This is a genomic window from Pseudomonas sp. AF32, from assembly GCF_022342325.2.
GTDB lineage: Bacteria > Pseudomonadota > Gammaproteobacteria > Pseudomonadales > Pseudomonadaceae > Aquipseudomonas > Aquipseudomonas uvaldensis.
The window spans coordinates 376,728-395,667 of sequence record NZ_RQJK02000001.1 but is presented as its reverse complement, the minus strand read 5'-3'; the positions used below and the strand labels follow the sequence as shown (position 1 = coordinate 395,667).

The window sequence follows — 18,940 nt, the reverse complement described above, 5'->3', positions numbered from 1 at the left end:
TTTCCAGCATGGACGTTCGGCGCGAACTTTAGGGCGTGAGGGGCCTGAGATCAACTAAAAATGTCGCGTTTTTGCACGCATTCGTCGTGCGGCGCGCGACAGCTCCTGATGTAACCGACCTGCGTGACAGATTGATGTTCCCGCGGATCGGCTGTGTATGGGCCTAACTGTGGTCAACAGGCAGACAAAACACATGTGGCGAGGGGAGTCCTATTATCCTCAGGTCTGCGCAGTTTCGGCCGGCGACACGATACTGGTCTTGCCCCCACGGGATTTCCCGGAGCTCAGGTACTCGGCAATCGATTCCTGGGTCACCTCCCCGAGGAAAACCCGCTCGGCATCCATCACCGGCAGCCACGAGCGGTTGAATTCGTACATGCGTGACAGCAGGATCCGCAGGTGTTCGTCGTAGGCCGCGGTGGCGTTGAACTCGCGCAGGTACTGGCCGCAGGTGCCGGTCTGGCGGTGCAGGTCGCGACGGCGTACATAGCCCAGGGCCTTGTTCTCGGCACAGGTGACCACCACGTAGCGCCGGTCATGTTCGTCCATCAGCTCCAGCGCCTCGGCCACCGGGGTCTCGGGGCTGACCGACGGGGCGTTGTCCGCCGCGTCCTCGGCCTTGACCAGCAACAGCCGCTTGAGGGTGCTGTCCTGGCCGACGAAGTTGCTGACGAACTCATCGGCCGGGTGCGCCAGCAAGGTGTCCGGATGGTCGCACTGGATCAATTTGCCGGCACGGAAGATCGCGATCTTGTCCCCCAGCTTGATGGCTTCGTCGATGTCGTGGCTGACCATGATCACGGTTTTGTTCAGCGCCCGTTGCATCTCGAAGAACTCGTTCTGGATCATCTCGCGGTTGATCGGGTCCACCGCGCCGAACGGCTCGTCCATCAGCAACAGCGGCGCCTCGGCGGCCAGGGCGCGGATCACGCCGATCCGTTGCTGCTGACCGCCCGACAGTTCACGGGGGTAGCGATGCAGGTACTGTTTGGGTTCGAGCTTGATCATGCTCATCAGCTCGCGGGCGCGGTCGTGGCATTTCTGTTTGTCCCAGCCCAGCAACTTGGGCACCACCACGATGTTCTCCTCGATGGTCATGTTGGGGAACAGGCCGATCTGCTGGATCACATAGCCGATGTTGCGGCGCAGGGTCACCTCATCCAGGCCGGTGGTGTCTTCGCCATTGATCAGCACCTTGCCCGAGGTCGGCGGAATCAGCCGGTTGATCATCTTCAGCGTGGTGCTTTTGCCACAGCCCGACGGCCCGAGGAACACGCAGATCTCGCCTTCGTTGACGGTCAGGTTCACCGAGTCCACGGCCTTGACGTCCTTGCCGTTGCTCTTGAAGGTTTTGCTGAGGTTTTGAAGTTCGATCATTTCAGTAGTCCTTTTGGAGTCAGCGAGCGTTGCAACCATTGCAGAAGCAGGTCGGCGAAGATGGCCAGGAGACTGACCAGCACGGCGCCGACGATCAGCATCGACATGTCGCTGCGGCTGATGGAAGCGAGGATGAGCACGCCCAGCCCACCGGCGCCGATGGTGGCGGCGATGGTCATGACGCCGATGTTCATGACCACGGCGGTGCGCACGCCGGCCAGGATCACCGGCACGGCGATGGGCAGTTCGACCATGCGCAGGCGCTGGCCGAAGGTCATGCCGATGCCACGGGCGGCTTCACGAATGCCGGGTTCCACGCCAGTCAGGGCGAGGTAGGTGTTGCGCATGATCGGCAGCAGGGAATAGAGAAACACGGCGGTGATCGCCGGCATCGGGCCCAGGCCCTGGCCGAATTTCGAATAGAACGGCAGCAACAGGCCGAACAGCGCAATCGATGGAATGGTCAGCAGTACGGTGGCGCTGGCCTGCAACGGGCCGGCGAGCGCCGGGAAGCGGGTCATGAAAATTCCCAGCGGCACGCCGATGACAATCGCCAGGGTCACAGCGATGCCCACCAGGGTGACGTGTTGCCAGGTCAGGTGGATGACCTGTTGCCAGTCGAGATGGGAAAAGGCGTTCAACAGTTCCATGGCTTTTCCTCCTCAGGGGATTGGGTGCTGACGCAGGAAATCGGCGGCAACGGTGGAAGGACTTTCATGACCGACGTCCACGCGGGCGTTGAGCTGGCGCATGGTTTCGTCGTCGAACAGCTCGGCCAGGGGCTTGAGCTGGGCAGCCAGTTGCGGGTGTGCATCGAGGAATGCCTGACGCACCACCGGCGCGGCGGTGTAGTCGGGGAAGTAATGCTTGTCGTCTTCCAGCAACTTCAACTTGAACGCGTTCAGGCGACCGTCGGTGGTGTACACCAGGCCGGCGAACACCTGGGCGTTGCGCAGGGCGGTGTAGACCAGCCCCGCATCCATCTGCCGGATGTTCTTTCGCGTCAGGTTCAGACCGTACTGTTCGACCAGGCCGGCGAGTCCGTCGGAGCGGTTGGCGAATTCGGTGTCCAGCGCTACCAGGTGATTCTCGTCGGCTTCGGCCTGCAGCACGGCGTTGAGCTGGCTGATGTTGTTGATCTGGGGGTACTGCCGGGCGACTTTCTCAGGCAGGGCCAGCGCGTAGGTGTTGCTGAATTTTGATGGCGTCAGCCAAGTCAGGCCTTTTTTCGCGTCGAGTTCCTTGACCCGCGCGTAGGATTGCGCACTGTCGAGTTTCTCCGTGACGTGGTTGTAGGACACCAGCGACACACCGGTGTATTCCCAAAGCAGGTCCAGTTGCCCGGTTTCATGGGCGCTGCGGGCCAGGTTGCTGCCCAGTCCGCCGGTGATCTGCGCGTCATAGCCTTTGCCGCGCAGGTATTGGGCGGTGATTTCCGCCAAGAGGGTCTGTTCGGTGAAGACCCGGGCGCCGAGGCGGATCAGAGGTTTTTCGGCGGCTTGGGCGAGCCCTGCCAGCAGCAGGACACAGCCCAGAATCAAGCTCAACTTCTTCATAACGTTTCCTTATCCAGCCAGGCTTACGAGGCGCGCAGCCCGCGTTCCAGCCAGAGTCGGCTGGCCAGTGTCACCAGGCCGTCGAGCAGCAACGCCAGAAGGGCGGTGCAGGCCGCGCCGAGCAACAGTTGTGGCTGGTTGTTCAGGGCGATACCGGGGAAGATCAGGCTGCCGAGGCTGTTGGCACCGATCAGGAACGCCAGCGGGGCAGTGCCGACATTGATCGCCAGGGCCACGCGCACGCCGCCGACGATGATCGGCACGGCGTTGGGCAACTCGACTTTCCACAGCACCTGGCGCGGCGTCATGCCGATGCCGGTGGCGGCTTCCTTGAGCGAACCCTGGACATTTTTCAGGCCTTCATAGGTGTTGCGCACAATGGGCAGCAGCGAGGCAAGGAACAGGGCGAAGATGGCAGGACCGCTGCCGATGCCCAGGAAACCCAGGGCGATGGCCAGTACCGCCAAGGGCGGCACGGTGTTGCCGATGTTGAAGATTTGCATGAAGCGTTCGGCGCGCCCGGCCATGGCAGGACGGCTGAGGGCGATGCCGGCGGGAAGGCCCACGATCAGCGCCGCGAGCATGGAAACCAGGACCAGCATCAGGTGTGCCTGGAGATAAAACAGCAGGTCGTCACGGTAACGTTGGATCGTATCGATGCCGATCCAGTGGACCAACAGGGCCAGGAGAGCGATGACGACTACACCCCCCATAAGCCCTTTGCCATAGCGGATAGCCACAGGCGGACTCCTTTTCTTTCAGTCGGCGCACGCCTCCTCTGGCGGCAAGCTTCATGGCTTGCCGAGGAAAACGTTCGCGAGAAGCAGCTCCTTTTTATCGCCGGTAAACGACGATTCAATCGAGCCATGAGCGCAGCCTCGTCAGGCTAAGTGGCTGATTTTCAAGATCCTGACGGACGGCTGTAACAGGGAGGTGGACGTCTGCACGTGGCAAAAGGTTCCCCTGTCGGGAAGGAACCGGCCACCTTCAATGTGCTGAACGGTTCGGTTCCTGGTACAAGTTGAGCTATAATCGCCGCCCTTTTTTTGAATCACCTGCCAGGCGATTTCCCATGACCAAACAGGCCGCCGAAGTCGCGAAACGCCGCACTTTCGCCATTATTTCCCACCCCGACGCGGGTAAGACCACCATCACCGAAAAGCTCTTGCTGATGGGCAAGGCGATTGCGGTGGCCGGCACGGTGAAATCCCGCAAGTCCGACCGCCATGCCACCTCCGACTGGATGGAGATGGAAAAGCAGCGGGGCATTTCCATCACCACGTCGGTCATGCAGTTTCCGTATCGCGAGCACATGATCAACCTGCTCGATACCCCGGGCCACGAAGACTTCTCCGAAGATACCTACCGCACACTGACCGCGGTGGACTCGGCGCTGATGGTCCTCGACGGCGGTAAGGGTGTCGAGCCACGGACCATCGCCCTGATGGACGTCTGCCGTCTGCGGGATACGCCGATCGTCAGCTTCATCAACAAGCTCGACCGCGATATCCGCGACCCCATCGAACTGCTCGACGAGATCGAGGCTGTCCTGAAGATCAAGGCCGCGCCGATCACCTGGCCGATTGGCTGCTACCGCGACTTCAAGGGCGTGTACCACCTGGCGGGCGACTACATCATCGTCTACACCGCCGGCCACGGTCATGAGCGCACCGAAACCAAGATCATCGAACGGCTGGACTCCGACGAGGCGCGCGCGCACCTGGGCGACGAGTACGAGCGTTTCATCGAGCAACTGGAGCTGGTGCAGGGTGCCTGCCACGAGTTCGACCAGCAGGCCTTCATCGACGGTCAGATGACCCCGGTGTTCTTCGGTACCGCCCTGGGCAACTTCGGCGTGGACCATGTGCTCGACGCCGTGGTCGACTGGGCCCCGCGCCCATTGGCCCGGGTCGCCAACGAGCGCACCGTGGAGCCGGTGGAAGAGAAGTTCTCGGGCTTCATCTTCAAGATCCAGGCGAACATGGACCCCAAGCACCGCGACCGAATCGCCTTCATGCGCATTTGCTCCGGCAAGTACGAGAAAGGCATGAAGATGCGCCACGTGCGCACCGGCAAGGACGTGCGTATCGGCGACGCCCTGACGTTCTTCTCCTCGGAGCGCGAGCAGCTTGAAGAAGCGTTCGCCGGCGACATCATCGGTCTGCACAACCACGGCACCATCCAGATCGGCGACACCTTCACCGAAGGCGAAACCCTGGGCTTCACCGGCATCCCGCACTTTGCCCCGGAACTGTTCCGCCGCGTGCGCCTGAAAGACCCGCTCAAGTCCAAGCAACTGCGCCAGGGCTTGCAGCAACTGGCCGAAGAAGGCGCCACCCAGGTGTTCTTCCCGGAACGCAGCAACGACATCATCCTCGGCGCCGTGGGCGTGCTGCAGTTCGACGTGGTCGCCAGCCGCTTGAAAGAGGAATACAAGGTCGAGTGTTCCTACGAGCCGATCACCGTGTACTCGGCCCGCTGGGTCGATTGCAGCGACAAGAAGAAGCTTGAGGAATTCTCCAACAAGGCCGTGGAAAACCTGGCACTGGACGGCGGCGGTCACCTGACCTACCTGGCGCCGACCCGGGTCAACCTGGCGTTGATGGAAGAACGCTGGCCGGATGTGAAATTCCGCGCGACCCGCGAACATCATTAAGCACTGAGTGGCCGGACCGAAACCCCGTTGCGAGAGCAGCGGGGTTTTTTATTGTCGCTCCCACATCAGACTTTCAATGAACACAAATCCTGCATCCGGCCCACATCAAGTCTTAAGTAAACACAAATAATGCAACCGACCCAGATCCCCTGTGGGAGCGAGCCTGCTCGCGATGACGGTGTATCAGCTGGCATCAATGTCGAATGGACCCCCGTATCGCGAGCAGGCTCGCTCCCACAGGGGACCGCTTTTTCAGCCATAACTGTTCGAACTAATCTCTATTCGAAAGCGGTCTGTCGGTCAGGGCATTCTGACTGGGGTTCTGCGTCCTACTCTTTGTGAGCCTGCCTGTTCGGGACTGTTTCCTGGACGCCGTTGGGGCGCGGCTTCATTCAGAAGAGAGGGAATCGGTTATGAACAGGTTTCTACGGGTCATGTTGCTGCTGAAAGTCATGGTCATGCTGTCCCTGGGCTCTACAGCCGCTTGGGCTGAATGCGATGAGCATGAAAAGCACGCTGCGAGTGGGCAGGTGATGCAGGGCGGGATGCTGCTGGCGACTGATGATCAAAAAGACACCGGCGATCAGGATGGTGACGATTCAAGCGTCGACAGGCCGGATTCGGAAGACAGTGGTGATGAAGAAGGCGATAGCCAGACGTAGGGACCGTTGGATCGTACCCGCGCAAGTGTGGGTACGACCCAAGGCACTATTTACTACGCCGCGCCGTCGAGAAATTGCTCGGCGTAATGGCACGCTACCAGCCGATTATCGAGCGGACGCAGGGCCGGTTCTTCGGTCTTGCAGCGCTCGGTGGCGTACGGGCAGCGCTTGTGGAAGGCGCAGCCGGGCGGTGGGTTGAGCGGGTTGGGCAGTTCGCCGACGATCTTGATCTTCGGCTTGTTCGGGTCCGGGTGGATGGTCGGTGTGGCCGACAGCAGCGCTTGGGTGTACGGGTGCAACGGGCGGCTGTAGATCGACTCGTTGGGGCCCATTTCCACCGGGCGACCGAGGTACATCACCATCACATCGTCGGCGACGTGCTGCACCACCGCCAGGTTGTGGGAAATGAACACGTAGGCCGTGTTGAACTCCTGCTGCAGGTCCATGAACAGGTTCAACACCTGGGCCTGGATCGACACGTCCAGCGCCGAGGTCGGTTCGTCCGCCACCAGCACCTTGGGTTGCAGCATCATGGCGCGGGCCAGGGCGATGCGCTGGCGCTGGCCGCCAGAGAACATGTGCGGGTAGCGCTGGTAATGCTCGGGACGCAAACCCACCTGCTTCATCATCGCCTGGACTTTCTCACGCCGCTCTGTCGCCGACAGGTTGGTGTTGATCAGCAACGGCTCGGCCAGTTGATCACCGATTTTCTGCCGTGGGTTGAGGGAGGCGTAAGGGCTCTGGAACACCATCTGCACGTCTTTGCGCAGTTGCTTGCGTTCGGCCTTGTTGGCACCGGCGACTTCCTGGCCGGCGATTTTCAACGAGCCGGAGGACGGCTCCTCGATCAGCGTCAGGGCCCGGGCGAGGGTGGATTTGCCGCAACCGGATTCGCCCACCACAGCCAGGGTCTTGCCGGCTTCCAGTTCGAACGAAACGCCGTTGAGGGCACGCACGGTGGCGTGGCCCTTGAACATGCCACGGGACACTTCGTAATGACGGGTCAGGTCACGGGCGGTAAGTACGACGGCCATCACGCCACCTCCTGGTTCAGCGGGTAGAAGCAGCGGGCGAGGCTGTTGGTTTTCGGGTCGAGGGCAGGACGTTGTTGACGGCAGTTATCGCGCACATACGGACAGCGCGGCGACAACAGACAACCTTGTGGACGGTCGTAGCGACCGGGAACGATGCCCGGCAGCGTCGCCAGGCGTTCGGCGCCCATGCTGTGCTCTGGAATCGCCGCCAGCAGTGCTTCGCTGTACGGGTGGGCCGGAATGTCGAACAGCTCGGGTACCTTGCCGACTTCCACGGCTTGCCCGGCGTACATCACGCACACGCGCTGGGCGGTTTCAGCCACCACGGCCAGGTCGTGGGTGATCAGCACCAGGCCCATGTTCTGTTCTTTTTGCAGGGCCAGCAGCAGGTCCATGATCTGCGCCTGGATGGTCACGTCCAGGGCGGTGGTCGGTTCGTCGGCGATCAGCAGTTTCGGCTCGCCGGCAATCGCCATGGCAATCGCCACGCGCTGGCTCATGCCGCCGGACAGTTGGTGAGGGTAGGCGTCCATGCGGTTGGCGGCGCCGGGGATCTCGACTTTTTCCAGCAGCTCGATGGCACGCTTGCGGGCGGCCTTGCCGGACATCTTCAGGTGCAGGCGCAGCACTTCTTCGATCTGGAAGCCAACGGTGTAGCTGGGGTTGAGCGCGGTCATCGGGTCCTGGAAGACCATTGCCAGGTCCTTGCCGATGATCTGCCGGCGCTGACGGGCGCTCAGCTTGAGCATGTTGTTGCCGTCGAAGTTCAGCGCGTCGGCGGTCACGATGCCGGGATGTTCGATCAGGCCCATCAGCGCCATCATGGTCACGGACTTACCCGACCCCGATTCGCCGACGATAGCCAGCACTTCGCCTTTTTCCACGCTCAGGTCCAGGCCGTCGACCACCGGGACGGCGGTGGCGTCGCCGAAGCGGACGTTGAGATTCTTGATTTCTAGCAGTGACATGGGAATCTCCTCAGGCGGCATTCTTGAGTTTCGGGTCCAGCGCATCGCGCAAACCGTCGCCCATCAGGTTGATTGCCAGCACGCTGAGCAAAATGGTCAAGCCAGGCAGGCTCACGACCCACCAGGCGCGTTCGATGTAGTCGCGGGCCGAGGCCAGCATGGTGCCCCATTCCGGGGTAGGCGGCTGGACGCCCAGACCGAGGAAGCCCAGGGCGGCGGCGTCAAGGATCGCCGAGGAAAAGCTCAGGGTCGCCTGTACGATCAGCGGCGCCATGCAGTTGGGCAGTACGGTGATGAACATCAGGCGCGGCAGGCCGGCACCGGCCAGGCGGGCGGCGGTCACGTAGTCGCGGTTCAGTTCACCCATCACCGCGGCGCGGGTCAGGCGCACGTAGGACGGCAGCGAGACGATGGCGATGGCGATCACGGTATTGATCAGGCCTGGGCCGAGGATGGCGACGATCGCCACGGCCAGCAGCAGCGAGGGCAGGGCCAGCATGATATCCATCAGACGCATGATGGTCGGGCCGAGGATGCGCGGGAAGAACCCGGCGAACAACCCCAGCAGGATGCCCGGGATCAGCGACATGACCACCGACGACAAGCCGATCAGCAGCGACAGGCGCGAGCCCTGGATCAGCCGCGAGAGCAGATCGCGACCCAGTTCGTCGGTGCCCAGCAGGAACTGCATCTGTCCGCCTTCGAGCCAGGCCGGCGGGGTCAGCAGGAAGTCGCGGTACTGTTCGCTCGGGTCATGGGGTGCGACCCACGGCGCGAAGATGGCGCAGAACACCACCAGGATCATGAACAGCAGCCCGGCCACGGCGCCCTTGTTACGGGAAAACGCCTGCCAGAATTCTTTGTAAGGAGACGGATACAGCAGGCTTTGATCGACTGCTACCGAAGGAGTTGGAGTACTCATGGATTTGATCTCAGCGCTGGTGACGGATACGTGGGTTGGCAAAGCCGTAGAGGATGTCCACGACGAAGTTGACCAGAATCACCAGGCAGGCGATTAACAGGATGCCGTTCTGCACCACGGGATAGTCCCGGGCGCCGATGGCTTCGATCAGCCACTTGCCGATGCCCGGCCAGGAGAAGATCGTTTCGGTCAGGACCGCACCGGCCAGCAGCGTGCCGACTTGCAGGCCGACCACGGTCAGTACCGGGATCAACGCGTTGCGCAGGCCGTGCACGAACACCACGCGGGTCGGCGACAGGCCTTTGGCCTTGGCGGTGCGGATGTAGTCTTCGCGCAATACTTCGAGCATCGAAGAACGGGTCATGCGGGCGATCACCGCCAGCGGAATGGTGCCCAGCACGATGGCCGGCAGGATCAAATGGTGCAAGGCATCGAGGAACGCCCCCGGCTCATCGGCCAGCAGGGTGTCGATCAGCATGAAGCCGGTTTTCGGCTCGATGTCGTAGAGCAGGTCGATCCGTCCCGACACCGGGGTCCAACCCAGGGACACCGAGAAGAACATGATCAGGATCAGGCCCCACCAGAAGATCGGCATCGAATAACCCGCCAGGGAGACGCCCATCACCCCATGGTCGAACAGGGATCCTCGCTTGAGTGCCGCGATCACCCCGGCCAACAGGCCCAGGATACCGGCGAACAACAGGGCGGCCATGGACAGTTCCAGGGTCGCGGGAAACAGGGAGCTGAACTCGGTCCAGACGCTTTCGCGGGTGCGCAGCGACTCGCCGAGATCGCCGTGGGCCAGTTTGCCGATGTAGTCCAGGTACTGGGCATACAGCGGTTTATTGAGGCCAAGGCGTTCCATTGCCTGAGCATGCATTTCGGGATCGACCCGACGTTCGCCCATCATCACTTCCACGGGGTCGCCGGGGATCATGCGAATCAACGCGAAGGTCAGCAAGGTGATGCCGAAGAACGTGGGAATCAACAATCCCAGTCGGCGGGCAATAAAACTAAACATCTTCAGGTGTACCTCATCAGCCGGTTAGGCGTGCCCGGCAGCCCTTGGATAAGGGTGCCGGGGACTTTCTTATCTACTTCACCTGGGTAGTGGCGAAGTTATTGGTGGTGAGCGGGCTAATGGAGTAGCCCTCTACGTTCTTGCGCATTGCCGTGAACATCCGGGTGTGGGCCATGCTGATCCATGGTTGGTCCTGGTTGAAAATCACCTGGGCCTGTTCATAGAGCCTGGTCCGCTCCTCGGGGTTCACTGTGGCGCGGGCCTGGTCGATCAGCGCCTGGAATTTCTCGTTGCACCAGCGGGCGTAGTTTTCGCCGTTCTTGGCGGCTTCGCAACTGAGCATAGGCGTCAGGAAGTTATCCGGGTCGCCGTTATCACCCGCCCATCCGGCGGAGACCATGTCGTGTTCGCCGTTTTTTGCGCGCTTGAGCATTTCACCCCATTCCATCACGCGGATGTCGACCTTGATCCCGACTTTCGCCAGGTCGGCCTGCATCATCTGCGCACCCAGCATTGGGTTGGGGTTGGTCGGGCCGCCGCCGTTGCGAGTAAACAAAGTCAGCACGGTACCTTCCGGCACGCCGGCTTCCTTGAGCAACTGGCGGGCCTTGTCCAGGTCACGGGGCGGGTTCTTCAGTTCGTGATTGAAGCCCAGCAGGGTCGGTGGGTACGGGTTGACCGCCACGGTGGCGTTGCCTTTGCCGAACAAGGCATTGACGTAAGCCTCTTTGTCGAAGGCGATGTCGATGGCTTTGCGCACCCGGACATCACTCAGATACTTGTGCTGGGTGTTCATGGCGACGTAGGACACGGTCATAGCGTCCAGTTCGTCGACTTTCAGGTTGGCGTCTTTCTTGATGCTGGGAATGTCATCGGGCTTGGGATACAGCGCGACCTGGCATTCGTTGGCCTTGAGTTTCTGCAGGCGCACGTTGTTGTCGGTGGCGATGGCCAGTACCAGGGCATCGGCCGGTGGCTTGCCACGGAAGTAGTCCGGGTTGGCCTTGAAACGCACCTGGGCGTCCTTGTTGTAGCGCTGGAACACGAATGGCCCGGTGCCGACCGGCTTGCTGTTCAGGTCGCCGGTCTTGCCGGACTTGAGCAGCTGATCGGCATATTCGGCCGGGTAGATCGAGGAGAAGGCCATGGCGATGTCCGCCAGGAACGGCGCTTCGCGGCGGGTCAGGGTGAACTTGACGGTGTGCTCGTCGACTTTCTCGACGTTCTTGAGCAGCTCTTTGAAGCCCATGCTTTCAAAGTAGGGGAAGCCCACGCTCGAGAGTTTGTGCCATGGGTGATTCGGGTCCAGCTGGCGCTGGAAACTCCAGACCACATCGTCGGCATTGAGCTCGCGGGTCGGCTTGAAGTATTCGGTGGTGTGGAACTTGACGCCCTTACGCAGGTGGAAGGTGTACGTCAGGCCATCTTCACTGATGTCCCAGGATTCGGCCAGGGCCGGAATCACTTCGGTGGTGCCGGGCTTGAAGTCGGCCAGGCGGTTGAAGATGGTTTCCGCCACGGCGTCGGCGGTGACTGCAGTCGTGTACTGGACCATGTCGAAGCCTTCCGGACTGGCTTCTGTGCAAACCACCAGGGGTTTGGCCGTGGCGCCAACGGCGACACTCAGCAGCGCGGCGGCGATGGCTGCGCGTAGGGGAATCATGTTCATCGTCAATCCTCTGCAATCGGTTGAACGGTTAAAGGCCTGACGGCCGACCTTGTGAGTCGGCCGTCAGGCACAGGGTTTACAGGATGTTGAACGGGATGGTGGTGACCAGGCGGAACTCGTTGAGGCTGCCGTCGGCCTGGTTTTCACTGGCGCGGTGTGCGGTATAGGTCGCACGGATCGCGGTGGCTTTGAGCGGGCCGCTCTGTACGGCATAGGATGCGCCAATGCCGTATTCATAGTGGTGTTCGCCGTCCATCGCGGTCACGTCGCTGTAGCCGGTGCTTCTGTAGTGAGTGCCGTCGATGCCCCAGCCGCGCGCCTGGTAGATGTTGAACTTCAGGCCGGGTACGCCGTATTCGGCCATGTTCAGGCCATAGGCGATCTGGAAGGATTTCTCGTTCGGGCCGTTGAAGTCCGACAGCAGGGAGTTGGCCAGGTAGATGCCGTTGGTTTCGTGCAGGTAGTCGAAGTACTCGTTACCGTTCACTTGCTGGTACGAGAACGTCAGGCTGTGGGCCTGGTGGGTCAGGCCGAACGACAGGGAGTAGGTGTCGTTGTCGATGTCGCCCAGTTTGCTTTTGCCCGAGTCCACTGTCTTGTAGTAGTTCAGGCCAGTGGTCAGGCTCAGCACCGAGCTATCGCCCAGTTCATGGGTAGCGCCGAAATAGTACTGGTTCCACATGTCTTCGGCCTCGGTCGCCCAGAGGCTGGTCTTCAGGCTGGCCAGAGGCTGGTAGGTGATACCGGCGGTGTTGACGTGATCGGTTTCAACGCTGCTGTCGCCGTATTCGGAGCGGAACTTGCGCAGGCTCTGTTCGGTACGTGGCGAGTTGCGGTCGAAGGTGGCGATGTCGAAGGACAGGTTCTCCAGCTCTTCGCTGTGCAGGCTTAAACCCTGGAAGCTGGAGGGCAGGGCACGGTTGCCGATGACGTCGACCATCGGGCTGCTGAAGTTCTGGCGGCCGGCGGTCAGGGTGGTGTTCGATACACGAGCCTTGACGTTCGCCAGGCCCAGTTTGCTCCACTGGCCGACGGCGTCGCCGCCTTCGCGGGTCAAGGTACGGTTGTTACCGGCGCCTGGACGGGTGGTCGGCGCGCCGCCATTGTTGGACGCCAGGTCCTTGCGGTCCTGGTCCAGGGCGATGGCGTTGTAGGCGGCCAGTTCAGTGCTGAAACCGACGGTGCCTTCGGTGAAGCCCGAGTTGTACTTGATGATGGTGCCTTGCAGCCAGTTGATCCGGCGGTCGGTCTCGCGTGCTTCACCGTTTTTACGGTAGGTCAGCTTGGTGCCGCGCTTGAACTGCTCGTTGGCGTACCAGTTGCGGGTCGAACCGGTCACCGATTGGCCTTCGATGAAGCCTTTGGCTTCGCTTTGCTCGCTGGTGGTCTTGAGGGTCACCGGGGTGACGGCCTGGCTCTGGGATTCTGCAAAGGCCGTCGAGGTGATGCTGCTGATGGCCAAGGCCAGTATCGCGGTGCTGCTCAACTTCATGGGTAACGCTCCTTTTTCTTTCTTTTTAACGCCGGTCTTTTTTGGTGATACGGCTATCGGTTTTACAACTCATTGCAGCCGCAAACGTTTGCATGGCGCCTGATCGACGAATTCAGGCAAGACGTCTGCGTGAGAGCCCCTGGGGGGGCCCTCGCTGCAGGGCTAATCGGTTATGGGTTCAGGCTGACGCCCGAGAACACGTTGCGACCGAAGGGACTGACCTTGAATCCTTCGACTTTGGCACTCAGCGGCTGGTTGACCGTCGAGTGGGCAACAGGGGTGATCGGCACTTGTTGCTTGAGCAACTGCTGGGCCTGTTTGTAGAGCACGGTGCGCTGGTCGCGGTCGGTGACGACCTTGGCCTGCTTGATCAACTTGTCGTAATCCTGATCGCACCACATGGAGTAGTTGTTGCCGCCAATGGCGTCACAGCTGTACAGCGTGCCGAGCCAGTTGTCCGGGTCGCCGTTGTCGCCGGTCCAGCCGATCAGGCTGACGTCGTGCTCGCCGTTCTTGGTGCGCTTGATGTACTCGCCCCATTCGTAGCTGACGATTTTCACCTTCAGACCGATCTTCGCCCAGTCGGCCTGGAGCATCTCGGCCATCAGCTTGGCGTTGGGGTTATACGGGCGTTGCACAGGCATGGCCCACAGAGTGATCTCGGTGCCTTCCTTGACCCCGGCGGCCTTGAGCAGCTCCTTGGCTTTTTCCGGGTTATAGGGGGTGTCCTTGATGGTGTCGTCGTAGGACCACTGGGTCGGTGGCATGGCGTTCTGTGCCAGTTGTCCCGCGCCCTGGTACACGGCATTGAGGATGCCCTGCTTGTTCACAGCCATGTCCAATGCCCGGCGTACTTCCACCTGGTCGAAGGGTTTGTGACGGGTGTTATAGGCGATGTAGCCGAGGTTGAAGCCAGGCTTTTCGATCAGTTGCAGCTTGGGATCGTTCTTCAAAGCCGGCACGTCGGCCGGACGCGGATGCAGGGTGATCTGGCATTCGTTGGCCTTGAGCTTCTGCACCCGCACCGAGGCGTCGGTGTTGATGGAGAAAATCAGGTTGTTCAGCTTGACCCGTTCCGGCGCCCAGTACTGCTTGTTGGCGACGTAGCGGATGTTGGAGTCCTTCTGGTAGCTCTTGAACTCGAACGGCCCGGTGCCGATGGGCTTCTGGTTGATGTCGCTCGGCTTGCCGTCCTTGAGCAACTGGTCGGCGTACTCGGCCGACAGAATCGAGGCGAAGCTCATGGCGATGTTCTGGATGAACGCGGCGTCCACGCTGTTGAGGGTCATGACCACCGTCAACGGCCCGGTCTTTTCCACCTTGGCAATGTTCTTGTTCAGGCTCATGCCGTTGAAGTACGGGAACTCGGTGGGGTAGGCCTTGCGGAACGGATGCTGCGGATCGAGCATGCGGGTGAACGTGAACACCACGTCGTCGGCGTTGAAATCCCGGGTTGGCGTGAAATAGTCGGTGGTGTGGAACTTCACCCCTTCGCGCAGGTGGAAGGTGTATTTCAAACCGTCTTCGGAAATATCCCAGCTCGTCGCCAGGCCCGGTACGACATTGGTCGCGCCCTTTTCAAACTCGGCCAGGCGGTTGTACAGCGGTTCGGCGGCATCGTTGTCAGTAGCGGTGGTGTACTGCGCGGTGTCAAAACCGGCGGGGCTGCCTTCGGAACAGAACACCAGGCTGCCACCGGTGGCGGCCTGGGCGGCGGATGTCGCGGCCAGCAGGCCAGTACTCAGCAATGCGGATAAAACCAGGGTATGGCGCATGACGCTCCCTCTCTCGTTCGGGGTGTTTGACAGTGAACCGGCGTCCGTCCGGGGACGGGGCCGGGAACACTGGGCTCATTCCATTGTGTACAGCGATGCCGCAGGGCTGGCAGATCTGCCCGGCGCCAACGGTATGGGCCGTGGTTCGGGCAGTAAATGCGTAACGCCTGAAAGACTTGTGAGAAAGGGCGATACGTCCTCGACCGGCTACGGGAATACGCAGGAAGAGTGGGACGCAGGCGATTTCCCGGGTCTTGGCAGATAAAGCAACGGCGCCGTCAGAAGACGCCGCCGTTGCATACCTTCAGTTGCTGACGCTGACGCCGTAGAAGGAGTTCAAGCCAAACGGGCTGATCTTGAAGTCCTGCACGTTGGCGCGCATGGGTTGATACACCGTCGAGTGAGCGATAGGTGTCATTGGCACGGCGTCCTTGAGGACGTGTTGTGCCTGTTTGTACAATTCGGTGCGCTTGGCCTGGTCGGTGGTGCGCTTGGCTTCCTTGACCAGTCCGTCGAACTTCTTGTCACACCATTTGGAGAAGTTGTTGCCACTCAGGGAGTCGCAACCGAACAGCACGTTGAGCCAGTTGTCCGGGTCACCGTTGTCACCGCTCCAGCCGATGATCATCGCCTGGTTCTCGCCGCCCTTGGAACGCTTGATGTACTCGCCCCATTCGTAGCTGACGATGTTCACGTTCAGGCCGATTTTCTTCCAGTCGGACTGGAGCATTTCAGCCATAAGCTTGGCGTTCGGGTTGTATGGACGCTGGACCGGCATCGCCCACAGGGTGATGTTGGTGCCTTCCTTAACGCCGGCTTCCTTGAGCAGCTCCTTGGCTTTCTCAGGATCGTACTTGGCGTCCTTGATCGTGGTGTCGTAGGACCATTGGGTCGGAGGCATGGCGTTGACCGCCAGCTGGCCGGCGCCCTGGTAGACCGAGTCGATGATCTGCGGCTTGTTGACCGCCATGTCCAGCGCCTGGCGGACCTTGAGGTTGGCGAGCACGTTCGGCTCGTTGCTGCCCTTGATCTTGTCCATCACGTTGTAGGCGATGTAACCCAGGTTGAAGCCGGCCTGGTCAGGCATCTTCAGGGCCTTGTCGTCCTTCAGCGCCTTGAGGTCGGCGGGACGCGGGAAGAGGGTGACCTGGCACTCGTTCTTCTTCAGCTTCTGGATACGCACCGACGGGTCGGTGGTGATGGCGAAGATCAGGTTGTCGATCTTCACGTCGGAAGGGTTCCAGTAATCCTTGTTCCCGGTGTAACGGATGTTGGAGTCTTTCTGGTAGCTCTTGAACACGAACGGGCCAGTGCCGATCGGCTTCTGGTTGATGTCCGGAGCCTTGCCTTCCTTGAGCAGCTGGGCCGCATATTCGGCGGACTGGATCGAGGCGAAGCTCATGGCCATGTTCTGGATGAATGCAGCGTCGACATCCTTGAGGGTGAACTTGACGGTGTGGTCGTCGACTTTTTCGATCTTGGTGATGTTGGTGTCCATCCCCATGTCGGTGAAGTACGGGAATTCGGTCGGGTACGCCTTACGGAACGGATCATCCTTGTTAATCATGCGATTGAAGGTGAACAGGACGTCGTCGGCGTTGAACTCACGAGTCGGCTTGAAGTAAGGGGTGGTGTGGAACTTGACGCCTTCACGCAGGTGGAAGGTGTAGCTCAGACCGTCTTCGGAAATATCCCACTTGGTCGCCAGGCCAGGAATCACGGCGGTGCCGCCGCGCTCGAACTGGGTGAGGCGGTTGAACATGGTTTCTGCAGAGGCGTCGAAGTCGGTTCCGGTGGTGTATTGACCCGGGTCGAAGCCGGCGGGGCTGCCTTCGGAGCAGAACACCAGGTTAGCCGCCGCTTGGGCGAAGGGTGCGCTGGCCAATAAGCCTGCGCCGACTAAAAACGGAATGACCGCGTGTTTAAGCATGTTGGCCTCATGATTTGTTGTCATTTTTGGATTTGAGGGCGACCTCGTGAGTCGTCCTGCGGATACTTATGCAGGCCCCATACCCAATGCAAGATCCAGAGCGGTTCCAAATCTGAAACAGTGGCACGAACGTACCTTAATGTCGCATCCGTGTAACTTCTGACGCTGTTGATCGTTTGCGTGGGTTTTTTAGGTGCAAAAGGCGCCCTTTACCGGTGCGCGACAGAGGCGCCAAGCACCGGTTTGGGGCGGGTTTCACTTCTGCAAACCCACGCCGTAGAAGGGTGTGAGACCAAAGGGACTGAGTTTGAAATCCACCACGTTTTTGTTTATCGGCTGGAACACCGTGGAGTTCGCAATCGGTGTAATGGGCACCTGTTGCTTGAGGATTTGTTGTGCCTGCCGGTACAGGTCGATGCGCTGCTGGCGGTCGGTGGAGACCTTGGCCTGTTGGATCAGCTTGTCGTAGGCGGGGTCGCACCACTTGGCATAGTTGCTGCCCTTGACCGCCGCGCAGCTGTAGAGCACCCCCAGCCAGTTGTCCGGGTCGCCGTTGTCGCCGGTCCAGCCGTAGATCATCGCGTCGTGCTCGCCGTTCTTGGCACGCTTGATGTACTCGCCCCATTCATAGCTGACGATGTTGGCCTTGATCCCGATTTTCGCCCAGTCCTGCTGGATCATCTGCGCTGACATCCGCGCGTTGGGGTTGGAGGCGCGCTGCACCGTCATCGCCCATAAATTGATGGTAGTACCCGGCGCAACCCCGGCTTCCTGGAGTAGCGCCTTGGCCTTGGTCACGTCATGGGGCGCGTCCTTGATGGCCGGGTCGAACGACCACTGGGCCGGTGGCAAAGCGTTCTGCGCCAGTTGCCCGGCGCTCTGGTACACGGCTTTGATGATTGCCGGCTTGTCGATGGCCATGTCCAGCGCCTGGCGGACCTTGAGTTGGTCCAGGGGCGGGTGCGTCACGTTGTAGGCCAGGAAGCCCAGGTTAAAGCCGGGCTGCCTGAGCACCCGCAGGTTCGGATCCTTCTCCATGATCTCGATGTCGGCGGGGCGCGGGTAGCCGCTGACCTGGCATTCATTGCGCTTGAGCTTTTGCAGGCGCACGGCGGCGTCGGGAGTGATGGAGAAGATCAGGTTGTCGATTCTGACATCTTCGGGTTTCCAGTACGCGGTGTTGACGGCGTAGCGGATCTGCGAGTCCTTCTGATAGCGCTTGAACACGAACGGGCCGGTGCCAACGGGTTTCTGATTGAGGTCGCCGGCCTTGCCTTCCTTTAATAACTGCGCGGCGTATTCGGCGGACTGCACCGACGCAAAACTCATCGCCAGGTTCTGCACGAAAGCGGCATCGACGTTGTTCAGGTTGAAGCGCACGGTGTGCTCGTCGATCTTTTCGACGCGCTTGATCGTGGTGTTCAGGCCCATGTCGGTGAAGTAGGGTGACTCGGTGGGGTAGGCTTGGCGGAACGGGTGCTGCGGGTCGAGCAGCCGCTGGAAGGTGAACACCACATCGTCCGCGTTGAAATCGCGGGTGGGGGTGAAGTAGTCGGTGGTGTGGAACTTGACGCCTTCGCGCAGGTGGAAGGTATAGGCCAGACCGTCGGCAGACACGTCCCAGCTTGTCGCCAGCCCCGGTTCGACTTCGGTGCCGCCGCGCTTGAATTGAGTGAGGCGGTTGAAGACGGTTTCGGCCGAAGCGTCGAAATCGGTGCCGCTGGTGTATTGGCTGGGATCGAACCCGGCGGGGCTGGCTTCGGAGCAGTAGACCAGGGTGGTGGCGGCCTGGGCCATTGGGATGCTGCCGATCAGGGTGAGGGTGAGCAGCAATGGTTTGAAGGTGGTTCTGTCCATGAAAACCCTTGGGTGATGGCG

At 60.8% G+C, this 18,940-nt stretch carries 15 protein-coding genes; 2 read left to right on the top strand and 13 right to left on the bottom strand.

Annotated features, from left to right (window positions below; translation table 11 throughout):
* Positions 1 to 219 precede the first annotated feature (219 nt).
* The 4 genes from EGM97_RS01940 to EGM97_RS01925 are packed head-to-tail and all read right to left on the bottom strand — an operon-like array spanning position 220 to position 3,646.
* Positions 220 to 1,377, bottom strand: coding sequence for an osmoprotectant ABC transporter ATP-binding protein OsmV (locus EGM97_RS01940; protein WP_238961608.1), 1,158 nt, complete (start codon positions 1,375 to 1,377; stop codon positions 220 to 222).
* Positions 1,374 to 2,027 (bottom strand): ABC transporter permease, encoded by a 654-nt coding sequence (locus EGM97_RS01935; protein ID WP_238961607.1) that lies wholly within the window; start codon positions 2,025 to 2,027, stop codon positions 1,374 to 1,376. Before EGM97_RS01935 ends, EGM97_RS01940 begins: the two co-directional genes overlap by 4 nt.
* 12 nt (positions 2,028 to 2,039) lie before the next feature.
* On the bottom strand, positions 2,040 to 2,933 hold the full coding sequence (locus EGM97_RS01930) for a glycine betaine ABC transporter substrate-binding protein (RefSeq protein ID WP_238961606.1): 894 nt from the start codon (positions 2,931 to 2,933) through the stop codon (positions 2,040 to 2,042).
* A 23-nt stretch (positions 2,934 to 2,956) separates the two neighbouring features.
* Positions 2,957 to 3,646: an ABC transporter permease gene (locus EGM97_RS01925; protein WP_238961637.1), complete on the bottom strand. Its 690-nt coding sequence runs from the start codon at positions 3,644 to 3,646 to the stop codon at positions 2,957 to 2,959.
* 359 nt (positions 3,647 to 4,005) lie between these two features.
* Between EGM97_RS01925 and EGM97_RS01920 the strand changes: the two genes are divergently transcribed.
* Entirely contained in the window at positions 4,006 to 5,589 is a 1,584-nt protein-coding gene (locus EGM97_RS01920) for a peptide chain release factor 3 (RefSeq protein ID WP_053152188.1), read from the top strand.
* Between the two features lie 413 nt (positions 5,590 to 6,002).
* Positions 6,003 to 6,251 carry a hypothetical protein gene (locus EGM97_RS01915; RefSeq protein WP_238961605.1) on the top strand — a complete coding sequence of 83 codons (249 nt, stop codon included), beginning with the start codon at positions 6,003 to 6,005 and terminating at the stop codon, positions 6,249 to 6,251.
* A 53-nt stretch (positions 6,252 to 6,304) separates the two neighbouring features.
* Here EGM97_RS01915 and EGM97_RS01910 read toward each other — a convergent pair whose 3' ends face one another.
* From EGM97_RS01910 to EGM97_RS01870, 9 genes are all read right to left on the bottom strand, one after another.
* On the bottom strand, positions 6,305 to 7,285 hold the full coding sequence (locus EGM97_RS01910; protein ID WP_139648254.1) for a peptide ABC transporter ATP-binding protein: 981 nt from the start codon (positions 7,283 to 7,285) through the stop codon (positions 6,305 to 6,307).
* Positions 7,285 to 8,253 carry an ABC transporter ATP-binding protein gene (locus EGM97_RS01905; RefSeq protein WP_238961604.1) on the bottom strand — a complete coding sequence of 323 codons (969 nt, stop codon included), beginning with the start codon at positions 8,251 to 8,253 and terminating at the stop codon, positions 7,285 to 7,287. Before EGM97_RS01905 ends, EGM97_RS01910 begins: the two co-directional genes overlap by 1 nt.
* 10 nt (positions 8,254 to 8,263) lie before the next feature.
* Positions 8,264 to 9,175 carry an ABC transporter permease subunit gene (locus EGM97_RS01900; protein WP_053152199.1) on the bottom strand — a complete coding sequence of 304 codons (912 nt, stop codon included), beginning with the start codon at positions 9,173 to 9,175 and terminating at the stop codon, positions 8,264 to 8,266.
* 10 nt (positions 9,176 to 9,185) lie between these two features.
* The gene (locus EGM97_RS01895; protein WP_053152201.1) at positions 9,186 to 10,196 is read right to left on the bottom strand and encodes an ABC transporter permease subunit; all 1,011 of its coding nucleotides are present in this window, start codon (positions 10,194 to 10,196) and stop codon (positions 9,186 to 9,188) included.
* Between the two features lie 73 nt (positions 10,197 to 10,269).
* Positions 10,270 to 11,865, bottom strand: coding sequence for an ABC transporter substrate-binding protein (locus tag EGM97_RS01890; RefSeq protein ID WP_238961603.1), 1,596 nt, complete (start codon positions 11,863 to 11,865; stop codon positions 10,270 to 10,272).
* 76 nt (positions 11,866 to 11,941) lie between these two features.
* The gene (locus EGM97_RS01885) at positions 11,942 to 13,357 is read right to left on the bottom strand and encodes an OprD family porin (protein WP_238961602.1); all 1,416 of its coding nucleotides are present in this window, start codon (positions 13,355 to 13,357) and stop codon (positions 11,942 to 11,944) included.
* 170 nt (positions 13,358 to 13,527) lie between these two features.
* The gene (locus EGM97_RS01880; protein ID WP_238961601.1) at positions 13,528 to 15,132 is read right to left on the bottom strand and encodes an ABC transporter substrate-binding protein; all 1,605 of its coding nucleotides are present in this window, start codon (positions 15,130 to 15,132) and stop codon (positions 13,528 to 13,530) included.
* 304 nt (positions 15,133 to 15,436) lie between these two features.
* On the bottom strand, positions 15,437 to 17,062 hold the full coding sequence (locus tag EGM97_RS01875) for an ABC transporter substrate-binding protein (RefSeq protein WP_238961600.1): 1,626 nt from the start codon (positions 17,060 to 17,062) through the stop codon (positions 15,437 to 15,439).
* A gap of 255 nt (positions 17,063 to 17,317) precedes the next feature.
* Complete coding sequence (locus tag EGM97_RS01870) at positions 17,318 to 18,919, bottom strand: ABC transporter substrate-binding protein (RefSeq protein ID WP_238961599.1); 1,602 nt, start codon at positions 18,917 to 18,919, stop codon at positions 17,318 to 17,320.
* Positions 18,920 to 18,940: the final 21 nt, after the last annotated feature.